The sequence below is a fragment of the Actinacidiphila sp. bgisy167 genome, from assembly GCF_965342175.1.
Lineage (GTDB): Bacteria > Actinomycetota > Actinomycetes > Streptomycetales > Streptomycetaceae > Actinacidiphila.
The window spans coordinates 18,988-36,738 of the sequence record NZ_CBDRBL010000001.1 but is presented as its reverse complement, the minus strand read 5'-3'; the positions used below and the strand labels follow the sequence as shown (position 1 = coordinate 36,738).

The 17,751-nt window shown below is 69.3% G+C and carries 24 protein-coding genes; 22 read left to right on the top strand and 2 right to left on the bottom strand.

The genetic code is table 11. The features are described from left to right. Nucleotides 1-3: 3 nt before the first annotated feature. From ACRWND_RS00215 to truA, 18 genes are all read left to right on the top strand, one after another. Nucleotides 4-189 carry a type Z 30S ribosomal protein S14 gene (locus ACRWND_RS00215; RefSeq protein WP_059127180.1) on the top strand — a complete coding sequence of 62 codons (186 nt, stop codon included), beginning with the start codon at nt 4-6 and terminating at the stop codon, nt 187-189. Nucleotides 190-384: 195 nt separating this feature from the next. Continuing rightward, nucleotides 385-783: a 30S ribosomal protein S8 gene (gene rpsH, locus ACRWND_RS00210; RefSeq protein WP_431944470.1), complete on the top strand. Its 399-nt coding sequence runs from the start codon at nt 385-387 to the stop codon at nt 781-783. A gap of 21 nt (nt 784-804) precedes the next feature. Further along, a complete protein-coding gene (gene rplF / locus ACRWND_RS00205; protein WP_431944468.1) occupies nt 805-1,344 on the top strand; it encodes a 50S ribosomal protein L6 in 540 nt (179 codons plus the stop codon). 3 nt (nt 1,345-1,347) lie between these two features. Then, a complete protein-coding gene (rplR, locus tag ACRWND_RS00200) occupies nt 1,348-1,731 on the top strand; it encodes a 50S ribosomal protein L18 (protein WP_431944466.1) in 384 nt (127 codons plus the stop codon). 41 nt (nt 1,732-1,772) lie between these two features. After that, the gene (gene rpsE / locus ACRWND_RS00195) at nt 1,773-2,378 is read left to right on the top strand and encodes a 30S ribosomal protein S5 (protein ID WP_003998815.1); all 606 of its coding nucleotides are present in this window, start codon (nt 1,773-1,775) and stop codon (nt 2,376-2,378) included. Then, nucleotides 2,378-2,560 carry a 50S ribosomal protein L30 gene (gene rpmD / locus ACRWND_RS00190; RefSeq protein ID WP_018558884.1) on the top strand — a complete coding sequence of 61 codons (183 nt, stop codon included), beginning with the start codon at nt 2,378-2,380 and terminating at the stop codon, nt 2,558-2,560. The genes rpsE and rpmD overlap by 1 nt, the downstream gene beginning before the upstream one ends. A gap of 1 nt (nt 2,561) precedes the next feature. Then, nucleotides 2,562-3,017, top strand: coding sequence for a 50S ribosomal protein L15 (rplO, locus tag ACRWND_RS00185; RefSeq protein WP_319158052.1), 456 nt, complete (start codon nt 2,562-2,564; stop codon nt 3,015-3,017). A gap of 222 nt (nt 3,018-3,239) precedes the next feature. After that, nucleotides 3,240-4,553, top strand: coding sequence for a preprotein translocase subunit SecY (gene secY / locus ACRWND_RS00180; RefSeq protein ID WP_431944462.1), 1,314 nt, complete (start codon nt 3,240-3,242; stop codon nt 4,551-4,553). After that, on the top strand, nt 4,553-5,227 hold the full coding sequence (locus tag ACRWND_RS00175; RefSeq protein WP_431944460.1) for an adenylate kinase: 675 nt from the start codon (nt 4,553-4,555) through the stop codon (nt 5,225-5,227). The genes secY and ACRWND_RS00175 overlap by 1 nt, the downstream gene beginning before the upstream one ends. A gap of 93 nt (nt 5,228-5,320) precedes the next feature. Beyond that, nucleotides 5,321-6,157 (top strand): type I methionyl aminopeptidase, encoded by an 837-nt coding sequence (gene map, locus ACRWND_RS00170; RefSeq protein ID WP_431944458.1) that lies wholly within the window; start codon nt 5,321-5,323, stop codon nt 6,155-6,157. Nucleotides 6,158-6,311: 154 nt separating this feature from the next. Further along, nucleotides 6,312-6,533, top strand: a complete 222-nt coding sequence (gene infA, locus ACRWND_RS00165; protein ID WP_003956442.1) for a translation initiation factor IF-1 — start codon at nt 6,312-6,314, stop codon at nt 6,531-6,533. Between the two features lie 27 nt (nt 6,534-6,560). Then, the gene (gene rpmJ, locus ACRWND_RS00160) at nt 6,561-6,674 is read left to right on the top strand and encodes a 50S ribosomal protein L36 (RefSeq protein ID WP_003956441.1); all 114 of its coding nucleotides are present in this window, start codon (nt 6,561-6,563) and stop codon (nt 6,672-6,674) included. 189 nt (nt 6,675-6,863) lie between these two features. Continuing rightward, nucleotides 6,864-7,244 carry a 30S ribosomal protein S13 gene (rpsM, locus tag ACRWND_RS00155; protein WP_361800616.1) on the top strand — a complete coding sequence of 127 codons (381 nt, stop codon included), beginning with the start codon at nt 6,864-6,866 and terminating at the stop codon, nt 7,242-7,244. A 67-nt stretch (nt 7,245-7,311) separates the two neighbouring features. Continuing rightward, nucleotides 7,312-7,716 carry a 30S ribosomal protein S11 gene (gene rpsK / locus ACRWND_RS00150; protein ID WP_018558890.1) on the top strand — a complete coding sequence of 135 codons (405 nt, stop codon included), beginning with the start codon at nt 7,312-7,314 and terminating at the stop codon, nt 7,714-7,716. 36 nt (nt 7,717-7,752) lie between these two features. Beyond that, nucleotides 7,753-8,379, top strand: coding sequence for a 30S ribosomal protein S4 (rpsD, locus tag ACRWND_RS00145; protein ID WP_431944447.1), 627 nt, complete (start codon nt 7,753-7,755; stop codon nt 8,377-8,379). Nucleotides 8,380-8,483: 104 nt separating this feature from the next. Beyond that, nucleotides 8,484-9,506 carry a DNA-directed RNA polymerase subunit alpha gene (locus tag ACRWND_RS00140; protein ID WP_431944445.1) on the top strand — a complete coding sequence of 341 codons (1,023 nt, stop codon included), beginning with the start codon at nt 8,484-8,486 and terminating at the stop codon, nt 9,504-9,506. An 82-nt stretch (nt 9,507-9,588) separates the two neighbouring features. Further along, on the top strand, nt 9,589-10,104 hold the full coding sequence (rplQ, locus tag ACRWND_RS00135; protein ID WP_431944444.1) for a 50S ribosomal protein L17: 516 nt from the start codon (nt 9,589-9,591) through the stop codon (nt 10,102-10,104). Between the two features lie 72 nt (nt 10,105-10,176). After that, nucleotides 10,177-11,034 (top strand): tRNA pseudouridine(38-40) synthase TruA, encoded by an 858-nt coding sequence (truA, locus tag ACRWND_RS00130; protein ID WP_431944442.1) that lies wholly within the window; start codon nt 10,177-10,179, stop codon nt 11,032-11,034. A gap of 250 nt (nt 11,035-11,284) precedes the next feature. Here the strand turns inward: truA and ACRWND_RS00125 are convergent, their stop codons facing one another. Further along, nucleotides 11,285-12,325 (bottom strand): hypothetical protein, encoded by a 1,041-nt coding sequence (locus tag ACRWND_RS00125; protein ID WP_431944440.1) that lies wholly within the window; start codon nt 12,323-12,325, stop codon nt 11,285-11,287. 65 nt (nt 12,326-12,390) lie between these two features. Between ACRWND_RS00125 and ACRWND_RS00120 the strand changes: the two genes are divergently transcribed. From ACRWND_RS00120 to glmM, 4 genes are all read left to right on the top strand, one after another. Further along, entirely contained in the window at nt 12,391-14,013 is a 1,623-nt protein-coding gene (locus ACRWND_RS00120) for an ATP-binding cassette domain-containing protein (protein ID WP_431944438.1), read from the top strand. 303 nt (nt 14,014-14,316) lie between these two features. After that, entirely contained in the window at nt 14,317-14,763 is a 447-nt protein-coding gene (gene rplM, locus ACRWND_RS00115) for a 50S ribosomal protein L13 (RefSeq protein ID WP_361800595.1), read from the top strand. Nucleotides 14,764-14,803: 40 nt separating this feature from the next. After that, on the top strand, nt 14,804-15,304 hold the full coding sequence (rpsI, locus tag ACRWND_RS00110; RefSeq protein WP_319140461.1) for a 30S ribosomal protein S9: 501 nt from the start codon (nt 14,804-14,806) through the stop codon (nt 15,302-15,304). A 142-nt stretch (nt 15,305-15,446) separates the two neighbouring features. Next, entirely contained in the window at nt 15,447-16,805 is a 1,359-nt protein-coding gene (glmM, locus tag ACRWND_RS00105) for a phosphoglucosamine mutase (protein WP_431944435.1), read from the top strand. Here the strand turns inward: glmM and ACRWND_RS00100 are convergent. Then, the gene (locus ACRWND_RS00100; RefSeq protein ID WP_431944433.1) at nt 16,802-17,749 is read right to left on the bottom strand and encodes a DUF389 domain-containing protein; all 948 of its coding nucleotides are present in this window, start codon (nt 17,747-17,749) and stop codon (nt 16,802-16,804) included. The genes glmM and ACRWND_RS00100 overlap by 4 nt on opposite strands. Nucleotides 17,750-17,751 lie beyond the last annotated feature (2 nt).

Below are 17,751 nucleotides of genomic sequence, written 5' to 3'. Positions count from 1 at the left end.
GCCGTGGCGAAGAAGGCTCTTATCGCGAAGGCCGCCCGCAAGCCCAAGTTCGGCGTGCGTTCCTACACGCGCTGCCAGCGCTGCGGCCGTCCGCACTCCGTGTACCGCAAGTTCGGCCTGTGCCGCGTGTGCCTTCGTGAGATGGCGCACCGCGGTGAGCTGCCGGGCGTGACCAAGAGCTCCTGGTAACCACCAGGGCTCTCGGTAAGCAGATGAGTGGCGGGAGCTCAGCCCTGAGTACCGTAAGGTAAAGGGGCTGGGCGCCCGCCGCCCATGACCGTCTTACTACGCCGTAGGTCCCCGCGCCGCACCCGCCTCCAGTCTCATGGGGGAGAGGGATGGCGCATATAGGAAACCCCGGCGAGAGAGGCCTAAGGCCATCACATGACCATGACTGACCCGATCGCAGACATGCTGACGCGTCTGCGGAACGCGAACTTCGCGTACCACGACGAGGTCACCATGCCGTTCAGCAAGATCAAGTCGCACATCGCGGAGATCCTCCAGCAGGAGGGCTACATCCAGGGCTGGAAGGTCGAGGACGCCGAGGTCGGCAAGAACCTCACCATCGACCTGAAGTTCGGTCCCAACCGCGAGCGCTCGATCGCCGGCATCAAGCGCATCAGCAAGCCCGGTCTGCGGGTCTACGCAAAGTCCACCAACCTGCCGAAGGTGCTCGGCGGCCTGGGCGTGGCGATCATCTCCACCTCCCACGGGCTCCTCACCGACAAGCAGGCCAACAAGAAGGGCGTGGGTGGGGAAGTCCTCGCCTACGTCTGGTAGTCGGGAAACGGAGGTATAGCCATGTCGCGTATTGGACGGCTGCCCATCCCGGTTCCCGCCGGCGTGGACGTCACCATCGATGGCCGGACGGTCTCGGTGAAGGGCCCCAAGGGTTCCCTGACCCACACCGTTGCCGCGCCGATCGACATCGTCAAGAGCGAGGACGGCACCCTGCAGGTGTCGCGTCCGAACGACGAGCGTCAGAACAAGGCCCTGCACGGCCTGTCCCGCACGCTGGTGGCGAACATGATCACCGGCGTGACCGCGGGCTACGTGAAGAAGCTCGAGATCAGCGGTGTCGGCTACCGCGTCCAGGCGAAGGGCTCCGACCTGGAGTTCGCCCTGGGCTACAGCCACCCGATCCTCGTCGAGGCCCCCGAGGGCATCTCCTTCAAGGTCGAGAGCCCCACCAAGTTCTCGGTCGAGGGCATCGACAAGCAGAAGGTCGGCGAGGTCGCCGCGAACATCCGCAAGCTGCGGAAGCCCGACCCGTACAAGGCCAAGGGCGTCAAGTACGAGGGCGAAGTCATCCGCCGCAAGGTCGGAAAGGCTGGTAAGTAAGCCATGGCATACGGCGTGAAGATCGCCAAGGGCGACGCTTACAAGGGCGCTGCCAAGAAGCGTCGCCACATCCGCGTCCGCAAGCGGATCTCGGGCACGGACGAGCGTCCGCGCCTGGTCGTGACCCGTTCCAACCGGGGCATCACGGCGCAGGTCATCGACGACCTCAAGGGCCACACCCTGGCCTCGGCGTCGCACCTGGACACCTCGATCCGGGGTGCCGAGGGCGACAAGACCGAGCAGGCGAAGAAGGTCGGCCAGCTGGTCGCCGAGCGGGCCAAGGCGGCCGGCGTCGGGACCGTTGTGTTCGACCGCGGTGGCAACCGGTACGCCGGTCGCATCGCTGCCCTGGCCGACGCCGCCCGCGAAGCCGGGCTCGGTTTCTGAGCCGGTTCCGTAGCTAGCGGAAACAGAGAGAGGTAAATCCAATGGCTGGACCCCAGCGCCGCGGTGGCGGTGCCGGTGGCGGCGAGCGGCGGGACCGGAAGGGCCGTGACGGCGGCGCAGCTGCCGCCGAGAAGACCGCGTACGTTGAGCGCGTCGTCGCGATCAACCGCGTCGCCAAGGTTGTGAAGGGTGGTCGTCGCTTCAGCTTCACCGCGCTGGTCGTGGTGGGCGACGGTGACGGCACCGTGGGTGTCGGTTACGGCAAGGCCAAGGAGGTGCCGGCCGCCATCGCCAAGGGCGTTGAGGAGGCCAAGAAGCACTTCTTCAAGGTCCCCCGTATCCAGGGCACCATCCCGCACCCGATCCAGGGCGAGAAGGCCGCGGGCGTCGTCCTGCTCAAGCCGGCTTCCCCCGGTACGGGTGTGATCGCCGGTGGTCCGGTGCGCGCCGTCCTGGAGTGCGCCGGTATCCACGACGTGCTGTCGAAGTCGCTCGGCTCGGACAACGCGATCAACATCGTGCACGCCACGGTGGAGGCTCTGAAGGGCCTGCAGCGCCCCGAGGAGATCGCCGCCCGTCGTGGCCTGCCGCTCGAGGACGTGGCCCCGGCTGCTCTGCTCCGGGCGCGTGCAGGGGTGGGTGCGTAATGGCTCGCCTCAAGGTCACGCAGGTCAAGTCCTACATCGGCAGCAAGCAGAACCACCGTGACACTCTGCGTTCGCTCGGCCTGAAGCGGCTGAACGACGTCGTGGTCAAGGAGGACCGCCCGGAGATCCGCGGCATGGTCCACACCGTGCGCCACCTCGTCACGGTCGAGGAGGTCGACTGACATGGGAGAGCAGTCTCCGCTGAAGGTCCACAACCTCCGTCCGGCCCCGGGTGCCAAGACCGCCAAGACCCGTGTCGGTCGTGGTGAGGCCTCCAAGGGCAAGACGGCCGGTCGTGGTACCAAGGGCACGAAGGCCCGCTACCAGGTTCCGGAGCGCTTCGAGGGTGGGCAGATGCCCCTCCACATGCGTCTTCCGAAGCTGAAGGGCTTCAAGAACCCGTTCCGCACCGAGTACCAGGTCGTGAACCTGGACAAGCTGGCCGCGCTCTACCCCGAGGGTGGCGAGGTCACGGTGGCCGACCTGGTCGCCAAGGGTGCCGTGCGGAAGAACCAGCTCGTCAAGGTGCTGGGCACCGGCGAGGTCTCCGTGGCGCTGCAGGTGACCGTTGACGCGGTCTCCGGCTCCGCCAAGGAGAAGATCACCGCCGCGGGCGGCTCGGTCACCGAGCTCGTCTGAGAGTGATGCCACATCCAGCCGGGGATGTTCCGTACTTTCGTGCGGGGCATCCCCGGTTGGTCATTCCGGGGAAGGATGCTCGCCGGTAAGGTGGGCCGGGCCGGTCTTGCGGAGCCTTGTGCTCACGCAGGTCGGGCTACCCCCAACGTTTTGCTGTTAGACCATTCGTAGCTTTCAACACCGTCACCTCCCGCCGAAGAGGCGGGAGGCGCAGGAGGCACCGTGCTCACCGCGTTCGCCCGGGCGTTCAGGACGCCCGACCTGCGCAAGAAGCTGCTGTTCACGCTGGCCATCATGGTGCTGTTCCGGCTGGGAGCCCACATCCCGATCCCGGGGGTCGACTACCAGGTGGTCAACTCCTGCATCAAGGCGGTCGGGGGGAACCAGGGTCTCTTCGGCCTGGTGAACCTCTTCAGCGGCGGCGCGCTTCTGCAGCTCACGATCTTCGCGCTCGGCATCATGCCGTACATCACCGCGAGCATCATCCTGCAGCTGCTCACCGTGGTCATCCCCCGCCTGGAAGCCCTCAAGAAGGAGGGCCAGGCCGGCCAGACCAAGATCACGCAGTACACGCGCTACCTCACCGTGGCGCTCGCGGTTCTGCAGGGCACCGGCCTGGTGGCCACGGCCCGCTCCGGCAGCCTCTTCCAGCAGTGCCCCGACCGCTTCAACATCGTCCCCAACCAGTCGATCTTCACCACGATTACGATGGTCATCACGATGACCGCGGGCACCGCGCTCATCATGTGGCTGGGCGAGCTGATCACCGACCGCGGCATCGGCAACGGCATGTCGATCCTGATGTTCCTGTCGATCGCGGCCGGCTTCCCCGGCGCCCTCTGGGCGATCAAGAAGTCCGGGAACATCGCGGACGGCTGGGTCGAGTTCGGCGCCGTCATCCTCGTGGGCCTGGCGATGGTCGCCCTCGTCGTCTTCGTCGAGCAGGCGCAGCGCCGCATCCCCGTGCAGTACGCGAAGCGCATGATCGGGCGTCGTTCGTATGGTGGAACCTCCACCTACATTCCGCTCAAGGTGAACCAGGCGGGTGTGATCCCCGTCATCTTCGCGTCCTCGCTCCTGTACATCCCGTCGCTGGTCGTGCAGTTCAGTGGATCGACCTCCGGCTGGGCGAACTGGGTCAGGGACAACCTGGTCAAGGGCGACCACCCGATCTACATCACCACGTACTTCCTGCTGATCGTCTTCTTCGCCTTCTTCTACGTGGCCATCTCGTTCAACCCCGAGGAAGTCGCGGACAACATGAAGAAGTATGGTGGGTTCATCCCGGGTGTCCGGGCTGGTCGTCCCACCGCGGAGTACCTCAGCTACGTGCTCAACCGCATCACGTGGCCGGGCGCGATGTACCTGGGGCTGATCGCCCTGGTGCCCACCGTGGCGCTGGTGCTGTTCAACGCGAACCAGAACTTCCCGTTCGGCGGGACGAGCATCCTCATCATCGTGGGTGTCGGCCTGGAGACCGTGAAGCAGATCGAGAGCCAGCTTCAGCAGCGTAACTACGAAGGGTTCCTCCGCTGATGCGCATCGTCCTCGTCGGCCCCCCCGGGGCCGGCAAGGGTACGCAGGCCGCGTACCTTGCCAGGAATCTGTCGATCCCGCACATCTCCACGGGCGACCTCTTCCGGGCGAACATCAGCCAGGGCACGGAGCTGGGCCGCAAGGCCCAGGAGTACATGGACGCGGGCCGGCTGGTGCCGGACGAGATCACCATCGGCATGGCCAAGGACCGCATGCTGCAGGCGGACGCCGAGAACGGCTTCCTGCTCGACGGCTTCCCGCGGAACGTGGGCCAGGCCCAGGCGCTCGACAAGATCCTCGCCGAGAACGGCATCGCGCTCGACGCCGTGCTGGACCTCGAGGTGCCCGAGGAGGAGGTCGTCAAGCGGATCGCCGGTCGCCGGCTGTGCCGCAAGAACGGCGCCCACGTCTTCCACGTGGTCTACAACCCGCCGGCGGCCGAGGGCGTCTGCGACGAGTGCGGCGGCGAGCTGTACCAGCGGTCGGACGACACCGAGGAGAAGGTGCGCGTCCGGCTGGAGGAGTACCACAGCAAGACCGAGCCGATCATCGACTACTACAAGCAGCAGGGCCTGGTGCGCACCATCTCGGCCCTGGGCAAGGTCACCGAGGTGACCAAGCGGGCGATGGACGCGCTGCACGACAAGAAGGACACGGGCGACAGCGCCGCCTGAACACATGCGTGACCGTTGCGGCCGCGGTGTCCCCCAGGACCCCGCGGCCGTACCGTTGAGGTAATCCGGTGGGACGAAGGAAGGCCAGGACCGATGGTGGAGATCAAGACCCCCGAGCAGATCGCGAAGATGCGCGCGGCGGGCCTGGTCGTGGCCGCGATCCACGAGGCCACCCGTGAGGCGGCCGTACCCGGGGCCACCACCAAGGACCTGGACGACGTGGCCCGCAAGGTCCTCGCCGACCACGGCGCCAAGCCGAACTTCCTGGGGTACGGCGGATTCCCCGCCACGATCTGCACCTCGGTGAACGACGTCGTCGTCCACGGCATCCCGGACACCGCGACGGTCCTCAAGGACGGCGACGTCATCTCGATCGACTGCGGCGCCATCGTCGACGGCTGGCACGGCGACGCCGCCTACACCGCCTTCGTGGGCAGCGGTCACGCCCCGGAGCTCGTCGAGCTCAGCCGGGTCACCGAGGAGTCCATGTGGGCGGGCATCGCGGCCTTCCGCAAGGGCGACCGGCTGGTCGACATCTCGCGGGCCATCGAGACGTACATCCGCCGGCAGCCCAGGCCCGGCGGTGGCAGGTACGGGATCATCGAGGAGTACGGCGGCCACGGCATCGGTTCGCAGATGCACATGGACCCCCACCTGCTGAACTACGTCTCGCGCAAGCGCGGCAAGGGTCCGCGCCTGGTGCCCGGCATGTGCCTGGCCATCGAGCCGATGGTGAGCCTGGGCACCCCCCTCACCCACGTCCTCGAGGACGAGTGGACGGTCAAGTCGAACGACGGCAGCTGGTCCTCCCACTGGGAGCACTCCGTCGCGCTCACCGAGGAGGGCCCGCTGGTGCTGACCGCCCGCGACGGCGGCAAGGCCAAGCTGGCGGAGTACGGGATCACGGCCGCCCCGGACCCGCTCGCCTGAGCGAGGGCGTCCGTTCCGCTTAGCGATCATCTTCCGCGGGCATACACCCCGGATTCGTCTTTCAGGAACGGCTGACGTAGACTGTCACGTCGGCTCGCGTGTGCCTTCGGGCATGCCCGCAGCCGGCCAAGGTAGCCGATCCCGAAAGCAGGACATGGCCAAGAAGCAAGGCGCCATCGAAATCGAGGGCACCGTGATCGAGTCTCTGCCGAACGCTATGTTCAAGGTGGAGCTGCAGAACGGTCACAAGGTCCTCGCGCACATCAGCGGCAAGATGCGTATGCACTACATCCGCATCCTTCCCGATGACCGGGTCGTTGTGGAGTTGTCCCCCTACGACCTCACGCGCGGACGGATCGTCTACCGCTACAAGTAGATCTCACGACCCGGAGAACCTGATTCCATGAAGGTCAAGCCGAGCGTCAAGAAGATCTGCGACAAGTGCAAGGTGATCCGCCGCCACGGCCGGGTCATGGTCATCTGCGACAACCTGCGCCACAAGCAGCGCCAGGGCTGACGCACGCCGACCTGCACCTCGCAGTTCTTCGCGCGACGCGAGCAACACATGTACATACGCAGCACCCGTCCGGCCGGAACGCTTCGGCTGACGGCACCTCCGGCGGGGGCCGGAGACCTGATCCGTACCTCGTACGGCGGTCAGGAACGGTGCTGTGGAAGACCCCCGGACACCAACAGGAGCCATTGAATGGCACGCGTTTCAGGTGTCGACATCCCGCGCGAGAAGCGTGTGGAGGTCGCCCTCACCTACGTCTTCGGCATCGGCCGCACCCTGGCCAAGGAGACCCTCGCCGCCACGGGCGTGAACCCGAACACCCGGGTCCGCGACCTGGACGAAGAGGACCTGGTCAAGATCCGCGAGTACGTGGACGCCAACATCAAGACCGAGGGTGACCTCCGTCGCGAGATCCAGGCGGACATCCGTCGCAAGGTCGAGATCGGCTGCTACCAGGGCCTGCGCCACCGCCGCGGTCTGCCGGTCCACGGCCAGCGGACCCACACCAACGCCCGCACCCGCAAGGGCCCGCGTCGCGCCATCGCCGGCAAGAAGAAGCCGGGCAAGAAGTAGTCCTCAGCGGACGCTCGTCAGCGGTCTTCGCTGTAGGACCGACCACCTCCACCGGGAGTAACCACATATGCCTCCGAAGGGCCGTCAGGCCGGCGCCAAGAAGGTGCGCCGCAAGGAGAAGAAGAACGTCGCTCATGGGCACGCCCACATCAAGAGCACGTTCAACAACACCATCGTTTCGATCACGGACCCGTCCGGCAACGTGATCTCCTGGGCCTCCGCCGGCCACGTCGGCTTCAAGGGCTCGCGCAAGTCGACCCCGTTCGCCGCGCAGATGGCCGCCGAGTCGGCCGCCCGCCGCGCGCAGGAGCACGGCATGCGCAAGGTCGATGTGTTCGTCAAGGGCCCCGGCTCCGGCCGTGAGACCGCGATCCGCTCGCTCCAGGCCACCGGCCTCGAGGTCGGCTCGATCCAGGACGTCACTCCGACCCCGCACAACGGATGCCGCCCGCCGAAGCGCCGGCGCGTCTGATCAGCAATCCGCTGAGCAGGTAGGAGAAAAACAGGAATGGCGCGTTACACCGGGGCCGACTGCAAGCGTTGCCGTCGGGAGAAGCAGAAGCTCTTCCTCAAGGGGAGCAAGTGCGAGAGCGCGAAGTGCCCGATCGAGATCCGTCCTTACCCCCCGGGTGAGCACGGACGCGGGCGCACCAAGGACAGCGAGTACCTGTTGCAGATGCGTGAGAAGCAGAAGTGCGCGCGCATCTACGGTGTCCTTGAGAAGCAGTTCCGGGGCTACTACGACGAGGCGAACCGCAGGACCGGCAAGACCGGTGAGAACCTGCTCCGCATCCTCGAGTCCCGGCTGGACAACGTGGTCTACCGGGCGGGCTTCGCCAAGTCGCGCGATCATGCGCGGCAGCTGGTCCGTCACGGCCACTTCCTCGTGAACGGCGTCAAGACCGACATCCCGTCGGCCCGTGTCGTCGCGAACGACATCATCGAGGTCCGCGAGTCCTCCCGTACCCTGACCCCCTTCCAGGTGGCTCAGGGGGAGGCCGGCGAGAGGACCGTCCCGGCCTGGCTGGAGGCGATCCCCTCGCGTCTGCGGATCCTCGTGCACAACCTGCCCGAGCGCCCGGTGATCGACACCCAGGTGCAGGAGCAGCTGATCGTCGAGCTCTACTCGAAGTAGCAGGGCTCACGGTCCCGGGCGGTGCGGCATTGCGTGCCGCGCCGCCCGTACCCTTGAAGCCTCGGCATCAAATGGTGGGTGCCGAAGACTGGAGGCAATACCGCATGCTGATCGCTCAGCGCCCCTCGTTGACCGAAGAGGTCGTCGACGAGTTCCGCTCCCGGTTCGTGATCGAGCCGCTGGAGCCGGGCTTCGGCTACACCCTCGGCAACTCGCTCCGCCGCACGCTCCTCTCCTCGATCCCCGGTGCCGCCGTCACCTCGATCCGGATCGACGGCGTCCTGCACGAGTTCACCACCGTGCCGGGTGTCAAGGAGGACGTCACCGACCTCATCCTCAACATCAAGTCCCTGGTCGTCTCCTCGGAGCACGACGAGCCGGTCGTGATGTACCTGCGCAAGCAGGGCCCGGGTGTGGTCACCGCCGCCGACATCGCGCCCCCGGCCGGTGTCGAGGTGCACAACCCCGACCTGGTGCTGGCCACCCTGAACGCCAAGGGCAAGCTGGAGATGGAGCTGACCGTCGAGCGCGGTCGCGGCTACGTCTCCGCCGTCCAGAACAAGCAGCAGGGCCAGGAGATCGGCCGCATCCCGGTCGACTCCATCTACAGCCCGGTGCTCAAGGTCAGCTACAAGGTCGAGGCGACCCGTGTCGAGCAGCGCACCGACTTCGACAAGCTGATCGTCGACGTCGAGACCAAGCCCGCGATGCGCCCCCGTGACGCCGTGGCCTCGGCCGGCAAGACCCTCGTCGAGCTGTTCGGTCTCGCCCGCGAGCTGAACGTCGACGCCGAGGGCATCGACATGGGCCCGTCCCCGACGGACGCCGCCCTCGCCGCGGACCTCGCGCTCCCGATCGAGGAGCTCGAGCTCACCGTCCGCTCCTACAACTGCCTCAAGCGTGAGGGCATCCACTCCGTGGGTGAGCTCGTGGCGCGCTCCGAGGCCGACCTGCTCGACATCCGCAACTTCGGTGCGAAGTCGATCGACGAGGTCAAGGCGAAGCTGGCCGGCATGGGCCTGGCCCTTAAGGACAGCCCGCCCGGATTCGACCCGACCTCCGCCGCCGACACCTTCGGTGCGGACGACGACGCCGACGCCGGCTTCGCCGAGACCGAGCAGTACTGATCCGACTGCCTCCAGGCGTCCGCCTGGGGGGTTCCTGACACCGGTACCTGACACGGCCGGTGCAGATCTGAGGAGAAACACCATGCCGAAGCCCGCCAAGGGTGCCCGTCTGGGCGGCAGCGCCGCGCACGAGCGTCTGCTTCTCGCGAACCTCGCGAAGTCGCTGTTCGAGCACGGTCGCATCACCACCACCGAGGCCAAGGCGCGCCGTCTGCGTCCGGTCGCGGAGCGCCTGATCACCAAGGCGAAGAAGGGCGACATCCACAACCGTCGCCTGGTGCTGCAGACGATCACGGACAAGGGCATCGTCCACACGCTCTTCACCGAGATCGCCCCGCGGTACGAGAACCGCCCGGGTGGTTACACCCGCATCACCAAGATCGGTAACCGCCGCGGCGACAACGCGCCGATGGCCGTCATCGAGCTGGTGGAGGCGCTGACCGTGGCCCAGCAGGCCACGGGCGAGGCGGAGGCCGCGACCAAGCGCGCGGTCAAGGAGGCCGAGGCCAAGACCGAGGCTCCGGCCGAGGAGAAGGTCGAGGCCGAGGACACGGCGGAGGCCACCGAGGCTCCGGCCGAGGAGTCCAAGGACGCCTGACGTCCCGACCGGACGGGCCCGCACCCAGATCGCTGGGGGCGGGCCCGTCCGCGTGCTGGAGAGGATCTGGGGGTGAGTGTGGCGAGTGACGAGGTGGAGCCCGGTCTCGTCCGGGTGCGGCTGGACCTGGCCTACGACGGGGCCGAGTTCTCCGGGTGGGCGAAGCAGCGCAGCAGGCGGACGGTGCAGGGGGAGCTGGAGTCGGCCCTGCAGACCGTGCTGCGGCTGCCCGATCCGGTCGAGCTGACCGTCGCCGGGCGGACGGACGCCGGGGTGCACGCCCGGGGGCAGGTCGCGCATGTCGACCTGCCGGAGGACGTCTGGGAGCGGGAGGGCGGCAAGCTGCTGCGCCGGCTGGCCGGGCGGCTGCCCTGGGACGTACGGGTGTGGAAGGTGTCGCGGGCACCGGCCGGTTTCAACGCGCGCTTCTCCGCGATCTGGCGCCGCTACGCCTACCGGGTCGGCGACCACCAGGGCGGGGTCGACCCGCTGCTGCGGGGCCATGTGCTCTGGCACGACCGGCCGGTGGACGTCGACCTGATGAACGAGGCGGCACGCAGGCTGCTCGGCGAGCACGACTTCGCCGCCTACTGCAAGAAGCGGGAGGGCGCGACGACCATCCGCACCCTCCTGGAGCTGCACTGGGAGCGGGACGCCTCCGGGTTGGCGGTGGCGACCGTGCGCGCCGACGCCTTCTGCCACAACATGGTGCGGGCCCTGGTCGGGGCGATGCTGCTGGTGGGGGACGGGCACCGGCCGGTCGGCTTCCCCGGGGAGGTGCTGGCGGGACGGGTGCGGCACTCGGCGGTCAATGTGGTGCGGCCGCACGGGCTGACCCTGGAGGAGGTCGGTTACCCGGTGGACGAGCTGCTGGCCGCGCGCAGCCGCGAGGCCCGCAACATGCGCACCCTTCCTTTGCCGAGGGCCTGAGGCGGGGCCGCCGCCTCGTCGTCCCGGGCGGGCGTGCGCCGTGCCGGAGAGCGGCCGGGCGGACCACAGGGGTTCCGCGGGCGGGCGCCCCGGCGCCGGGCACCGCGTCGTCGCGGCGAGGCGTTCCCGTGCGGCACCGTCCGGGAGCCGCCGCGCCGGGCACGGGTACCCGTGGGGATGCCGTGGGCGGCGGGGCCGCCCCGGGCCCTTGGGTGGGGCGGCGGTCGGGGCGGCGGCTCCGCGGGCGGGGTCAGCCGGCCGGTGCGGCGGCCTCCGAGGCCATCGCCGCGGCGGCCTGGTCCTTGCCGCGCTGCACGATGCGGTTGAAGGCGTAGTTGAAGACGTCCTGGCCGGCCTGGCGGGACGCGGTGTCGGCGGAGGTGGCCGCAGCGCCGCTCTTCGGGCCGGAGATGGAGAAGTAGGCATAGCGGCCCACCGCGCCCGACTTGGCCCAGCACTTGACGCCGTGGCAGAAGTCGCCGAGCCCGCCTCCGCTCAGCGGGAGCAGGAACCTGTTGGTCCTGGCCAGTTCTCTGGCGGACGCCGCGTCCTTGAACACGGCCACGCCCACGGTGACGGCGGAGCCGCCGCGGGTGTACGTCACCCGCATCATCCGGGTGCAGCCGCCCTTGGCGAGTGCGGTGGCGAGCGGGTTTTTCGCGGCCGCGGCGCAGTCGCGGTTCTCCTTGGCGGCGGTCTTCACGTAGGAGCGGCCACCGGTGTAGTCGAGCTTCGTGCCAGGGAAGAGGGTGCCGACCCCGAGCGGGGCGGTGTCCTTGGCGGCGGTGGAGAGGAAGTCGAGCGGGCCGTAGGTCGGGGCCGGCGCAACCGCGGAGAAGGAGGGCTCGGGCGGCAGCGCGATGGCGGAGGAGGGGGCCGAGCCGGTCGCGGTCGGGGAAGGAGCGGGGCCGCTGCCGGAGCTGGCCACGGCGACCGCGACGATGCCGGCGACGGCTGCGGCGGCCAGGACGCCGCCGCCTATCAGGAAGAGGCGGCGGCGCCGGGCGCCGGCCTCCGCCTCCTCGGCGAGCGCCGACCAGTCCGGCTCCTCGACGGCGGGCGGCGTGTGCTGCGGCTGCGAGGGGCCGCGGGTGCCCTGGCCGGGCTCCGGTGGGGCCCAGTCGGCGGGCGGGGTCCAGGCGGGCTGCTGGGGCTGGTGGTCGGGCCCGCCGACGATCTGGCCGCGGAGCACCTGGCGCTGCTCCCCGGACGTGCCTGGGACGCCTTGCTGTCCCGGCGGTGCGGTCCATCCCTGGTTCGGGTTGTACGGCTGCTGCGACCCGTCAGTCATGGCGCGGATTCTATAGAGGAGGAAACCCGTTTGGCGGTGGGCGGGCGGGCTACGACAATCCCCTCATGGGACATGTGGACGTTGCGCATCTGGAGTACTACCTGCCGGACGGCCGGGTGTTGCTGGGCGACGTCTCGTTCCGGGTGGGCGAGGGCGCCGCGGTGGCCCTGGTCGGGGCGAACGGCGCCGGCAAGACGACCCTTCTGCGGCTGATCTCCGGCGAGTTGAAGCCGCACGGCGGCACGGTCGCGGTGAGCGGCGGACTGGGCGTCATGCCGCAGTTCGTCGGCTCGGTGCGGGACGACCGCACCGTGCGGGATCTGCTGGTGTCCGTGGCGCCGCCGCGGATCCGCGCGGCCGCGGCGGCGGTCGACGCCGCCGAACTGAAGATCATGGCCCAGGACGACGAGGCGGCCCAGCTGGCCTACGCGCAGGCGCTCAGCGACTGGGCGGAGGCCCGCGGCTACGAGGCCGAGACGGTCTGGGACATGTGCACCACGGCCGCGCTGGGCGTCCCCTACGAGCGGGCGCAGTGGCGCGAGGTGCGGACGCTGTCGGGCGGCGAGCAGAAGCGGCTGGTGCTGGAGGCGCTGCTGCGCGGCACCGACGAGGTGCTGCTGCTGGACGAGCCGGACAACTACCTCGACGTCCCCGGCAAGCGCTGGCTCGAGGAACAGCTGCGGCAGACCAGGAAGACGGTGCTGTTCGTCTCCCACGACCGGGAGCTGCTGGCCCGCTCGGCCGAGAAGATCGTGAGCGTGGAGCCGGGACCGGCCGGTTCGGACGTGTGGGTGCACGGCGGCGGCTTCGCCACGTACCACGAGGCGCGCCGTGAACGCTTCGCACGCTTCGAGGAGCTGCGGCGGCGCTGGGAGGAGGAGCACGCCCGGCTGAAGAAGCTCGTGCTGACCCTCCGCCAGCAAGCGGCCGTCAGCCCGGACATGGCATCCCGCTACCGCGCCTCGCAGACCCGGCTGCGGAAGTTCGAGGAGGCCGGGCCGCCGCAGGAGCCGCCGCGCGAGCAGGACATCCGCATGCGGCTGTCCGGCGGGCGCACCGGGCTGCGCGCCGTCACCTGCGTGGGGCTGGAGCTGACCGGGCTGATGAAGCCGTTCGACCTGGAGGTCTTCTACGGGGAGCGGGTGGCCGTCCTCGGCTCCAACGGTTCGGGCAAGTCGCACTTCCTGCGGCTGCTGGCCGGCGACGCCGGCGTGCGCCACGCGGGGGAGTGGAAGCTGGGGGCGCGGGTCGTGCCGGGGCACTTCGCCCAGACGCACGCGCATCCGGAGCTGATGGGGCGCACCCTCGTCGACATCCTGTGGACCGAGCATGCCCGTGACCGCGGCAAGGCGATGTCCGCCCTGCGGCGCTACGAGCTCGACCGGCAGGGCGACCAGCGCTTCGACCAGCTGTCGGGCGGGCAGCAGGCGCGCTTCCAGATCCTGCTGCTGGAGCTCGCCGGGGCGACGGCGCTGCTGCTGGACGAGCCGACCGACAACCTGGACCTGGAGTCGGCGGAGGCGCTGCAGGAGGGGCTGGAGGCGTTCGACGGCACGGTGCTGGCGGTCACGCACGACCGCTGGTTCGCCCGCAGCTTCGACCGGTACCTGGTCTTCGGGACGGACGGGCTCGTCCGCGAGCCGCCGGAGCCGGTCTGGGACGAGACGCGGGTCGTGCGCGAGCGGTGACCGAGCGTCGCGGGGCCGGCCGCGGTTCGGACGCGGGGGGCGGGAGCGGGGACGTGCCGGCGGCGGGGGCGGGCGCGCCCCCGCTGCCGCTGTTTTGACCCGAACGGGCAGGCGCGGGTATTCTGCAGGTTCGTTATGCGTATTGGCTTGCTCGTTCTCACGTGAGAGGCCGTTACGCCGGTCCACCGGGCCGATGACCAGCGTTCGCCCCCGCGGTATGCGTCGCCGCAGGCGATAGGGCTGTCGTGATCGTCCGGGTGGCCTTGTCAGGACCCACTCACTGAAGAAGCGAAGGCTACGACCGTGCGTACGTTCAGCCCCAAGCCCGGCGATGTCCAGCGCCAGTGGCACGTCATTGACGCGCAGGACGTCGTCCTGGGCCGTCTGGCGTCCCAGGCCGCGTCCCTCCTGAGGGGCAAGCACAAGCCGGTGTACGCGCCTCACGTCGACACTGGTGACTTCGTCATCATCATCAACGCCGACAAGGTGCACCTCTCCGGCAACAAGAAGCAGCAGAAGCTCGCCTACCGTCACTCGGGCTTCCCGGGCGGTCTGCGTTCCGTCCGCTACGACGAGCTGCTCGACAAGAACCCCGAGAAGGCCATCGAGAAGGCCGTCAAGGGCATGCTGCCCAAGAACAGCCTGGGCCGCCAGATGCTCTCGAAGCTGAAGGTGTACGCGGGTGCGGAGCACCCGCACGGCGCCCAGCAGCCGGTTCCGTTCGAGATCAGCCAGGTCGCGCAGGGCTAGTCCCGGCCACCACCGACACAGAAAGCATCTGAGGAGCATCGTGGCCGAGACCACCCCTGAGACCCCTCTCGTCGAGGACGGCGAGATCGTGGAGACCATCGAGATCCCGGAGGAGTACACCTCCGAGTCCCTCGCCTCCCGCTTCGGCGAGCCCCAGCCGGCCGCCGGCACGGGCCGCCGCAAGGAGTCCGTCGCCCGCGTCCGGATCATCCCGGGCTCCGGCAAGTGGACGATCAACGGTCGCACCCTTGAGGAGTACTTCCCCAACAAGGTGCACCAGCAGGAAGTCAACGAGCCGTTCAAGATCCTTGAGCTCGACGGCCGTTACGACGTCATCGCCCGCATCAACGGCGGCGGCATCTCCGGCCAGGCCGGTGCGCTGCGCCTGGGCGTCGCCCGTGCGCTGAACGAGGCGGACGTCGACAACAACCGCGGCCCGCTCAAGAAGGCCGGCTTCCTGACCCGCGACGCGCGCGAGATCGAGCGCAAGAAGGCCGGTCTGAAGAAGGCCCGCAAGGCGCCGCAGTACAGCAAGCGCTAAGCGTCACGCGCACTGCGCTGCAGGTACGCCCCGGAGGCACGTCGTGCGTCCGGGGCGTACGCGTTCCGGGGGCACAGGCGTATAACCGGATGAACGCCCGGCGGGTTCGGGGCGGAGCACGGCAACATCTCGGAGGAAAGACGTGGGACGACTCTTCGGTACGGATGGTGTGCGCGGTGTGGCGAACGCCGATCTGACAGCCGAGCTCGCGCTCGGACTGTCGGTCGCGGCGGCGCACGTGCTCGCCGAGGCGGGGACGTTCGAGGGCCATAGGCCGGTGGCCGTGGTCGGACGGGATCCGCGGGCGTCCGGAGAGTTCCTGGAGGCCGCCGTGGTGGCCGGGCTCGCCAGCGCCGGCGTCGACGTGCTGCGGGTGGGCGTGCTGCCGACACCGGCCGTGGCGTATCTCACCGGCGCGCTCGGCGCGGACCTGGGCGTGATGCTCTCGGCGAGCCACAACCCGATGCCCGACAACGGCATCAAGTTCTTCGCCCGGGGCGGGCACAAGCTCGCCGACGAGCTGGAGGACCGTATCGAGTCCGTCTACGAGGAGCACCGCACCGGGGCCCCCTGGGACCGCCCCACCGGCGCCGGGGTGGGCCGGGTGCGGGAGTACGACGAGGGGTTCGACCAGTACGTCGCCCATCTGATCGCCGTCCTGCCGAACCGCCTGGACGGACTGAAGATCGTCCTGGACGAGGCAAACGGCGCCGCGGCCCGCGTCTCGCCCGAGGCCTTCGCCCGGGCCGGCGCGGAGGTGGTCACCATCGGCGCCCAGCCGGACGGCCTCAACATCAACGACGGCTGCGGCTCCACCCACCTGGACCTGCTCAAGGCCGCCGTCATCGACCACGGTGCGCACCTCGGCATCGCCCACGACGGCGACGCGGACCGCTGCCTGGCCGTGGATCACGAGGGCAACGAGGTCGACGGCGACCAGATCCTCGCCGTGCTGGCCGTCGCCCTGCGCGAGGTGGACCGGCTGCGGAAGAACACCGTCGTCGGCACCGTCATGTCCAACCTGGGCTTCAAGCTCGCCATGGAGCGCGAGGGCGTCGAACTGGTGCAGACCGCCGTCGGCGACCGCTATGTGCTGGAGTCGATGAAGGAGCACGGCTACGCGCTCGGCGGCGAGCAGTCCGGCCACGTGATCATCCTCGACCACGCCACCACCGGCGACGGCACCCTCACCGGCCTCATGCTGGCCGCCCGCGTCGCCTCCACCGGACGTTCCCTGGCCGAGCTGGCGGCCGTCATGGAGCGGCTGCCGCAGGTGCTGATCAACGTCAGGGACGTCGACAAGAGCCGTGTCGAGTCCTCCACCGAGCTGTCCGAGGCCGTGGCCGAGGCGGAAACCGAGCTCGGCGGCACCGGCCGGGTGCTGCTGCGCTCCTCCGGCACCGAGCCTGTGGTCCGCGTCATGGTCGAGGCGGCGGACATCGACCACGCCCGCTCCGTGGCGGGCAGGCTCGCCGACGCGGTGAAGTCCGCGCTCGGCTAGGCCGGGCGCGACACCGAACGCCGCCTGCGCTGCATCGCCCAGAAACCCTTCTGGGCGAGCAGCGTCAGGACGCCCGCGATGACGATGCCCGCCAGGTTGACGCCCAGCTGCGCCGAGGAGCCCCACAGCTCGCGATAGTCGCCGTAGGACAGCGCGAGGGCGGCGTTGGCGGCCGCCGGGACGGTGGTCACCGAGATCGCCACGCCGACCAGGGCGCCGGACTTGGCGGAGGTCAGCGACAGGATTCCGGCTATCCCGGCGAGGAACGCCACCACGAAGGAGCTGGCGTCCGGCTGCCAGATGAACGAGGTCGACGGATGCGGCGCCGTGAAGTCGGTCACGCTGAAGACGCCGAGGGCGTCCATCAGGTAGTTGAATCCGCCGGTGAGCACCATACCCACCGGGAAGCCCACCAGCAGCGCCGTCAGGGAACGCCGGGCCAGCCGCCCGCGACGCTGGACCAGGCCGGTGCACACACCCGCCAGCGGACCGAATTCGGGGCCGACGACCATCGCACCGACGATCAGGATCGCGCTGTCCAGCATCACGCCGCAGGCCGCAAGCATCGTCGCCAGGGCCAGGAACGCCAGGTAGGTGACGGTGAGGGTGGACTCCTCGTGGGTCGCGTCGGTCAGCGACTCCCACAGCACGGCGTCCGCGCTTTCCCCGGGTGCCTCCTCCTCGGCCTTGTCGGCGCGAGCCGACAGTGACAGATCGATGTGCTCCACCGCGATCGAGCCCGTGTCGGCGACGCCCATGCGCCGCAGCGCCCGCAGTAGTTCGTCGCCCGCCTCACGCGCCACGTCGCACATGACGATGTCCCCGCGCGGGTTGAGGGCCGCTCCGGGCAGCACGGCGACGTGGGTGGCGCCGACGGTCCCCTCGAGGAGGGACACGACGTCGCCGGTGCTCCCCTGCGGGACGATCATCCTGAGATGCAGCATGC

Excerpts from the sequence above, each read along its gene's own strand:
- rpsH (WP_431944470.1), top strand. The coding sequence starts at position 385 with ATGACCATGACTGACCCGATCGCAGACATGCTGACGCGTCTGCGGAAC.
- rplF (WP_431944468.1), top strand. The coding sequence starts at position 805 with ATGTCGCGTATTGGACGGCTGCCCATCCCGGTTCCCGCCGGCGTGGAC.
- rplR (WP_431944466.1), top strand. The coding sequence starts at position 1,348 with ATGGCATACGGCGTGAAGATCGCCAAGGGCGACGCTTACAAGGGCGCT.
- rpsE (WP_003998815.1), top strand. The coding sequence starts at position 1,773 with ATGGCTGGACCCCAGCGCCGCGGTGGCGGTGCCGGTGGCGGCGAGCGG.
- rpmD (WP_018558884.1), top strand. The coding sequence starts at position 2,378 with ATGGCTCGCCTCAAGGTCACGCAGGTCAAGTCCTACATCGGCAGCAAG.
- rplO (WP_319158052.1), top strand. The coding sequence starts at position 2,562 with ATGGGAGAGCAGTCTCCGCTGAAGGTCCACAACCTCCGTCCGGCCCCG.
- ACRWND_RS00175 (WP_431944460.1), top strand. The coding sequence starts at position 4,553 with ATGCGCATCGTCCTCGTCGGCCCCCCCGGGGCCGGCAAGGGTACGCAG.
- map (WP_431944458.1), top strand. The coding sequence starts at position 5,321 with ATGGTGGAGATCAAGACCCCCGAGCAGATCGCGAAGATGCGCGCGGCG.
- infA (WP_003956442.1), top strand. The coding sequence starts at position 6,312 with ATGGCCAAGAAGCAAGGCGCCATCGAAATCGAGGGCACCGTGATCGAG.
- rpmJ (WP_003956441.1), top strand. The coding sequence starts at position 6,561 with ATGAAGGTCAAGCCGAGCGTCAAGAAGATCTGCGACAAGTGCAAGGTG.
- rpsM (WP_361800616.1), top strand. The coding sequence starts at position 6,864 with ATGGCACGCGTTTCAGGTGTCGACATCCCGCGCGAGAAGCGTGTGGAG.
- rpsK (WP_018558890.1), top strand. The coding sequence starts at position 7,312 with ATGCCTCCGAAGGGCCGTCAGGCCGGCGCCAAGAAGGTGCGCCGCAAG.
- rpsD (WP_431944447.1), top strand. The coding sequence starts at position 7,753 with ATGGCGCGTTACACCGGGGCCGACTGCAAGCGTTGCCGTCGGGAGAAG.
- ACRWND_RS00140 (WP_431944445.1), top strand. The coding sequence starts at position 8,484 with ATGCTGATCGCTCAGCGCCCCTCGTTGACCGAAGAGGTCGTCGACGAG.
- rplQ (WP_431944444.1), top strand. The coding sequence starts at position 9,589 with ATGCCGAAGCCCGCCAAGGGTGCCCGTCTGGGCGGCAGCGCCGCGCAC.
- ACRWND_RS00125 (WP_431944440.1), bottom strand. The coding sequence starts at position 12,325 with ATGACTGACGGGTCGCAGCAGCCGTACAACCCGAACCAGGGATGGACC.
- ACRWND_RS00120 (WP_431944438.1), top strand. The coding sequence starts at position 12,391 with ATGGGACATGTGGACGTTGCGCATCTGGAGTACTACCTGCCGGACGGC.
- ACRWND_RS00100 (WP_431944433.1), bottom strand. The coding sequence starts at position 17,749 with ATGCTGCATCTCAGGATGATCGTCCCGCAGGGGAGCACCGGCGACGTC.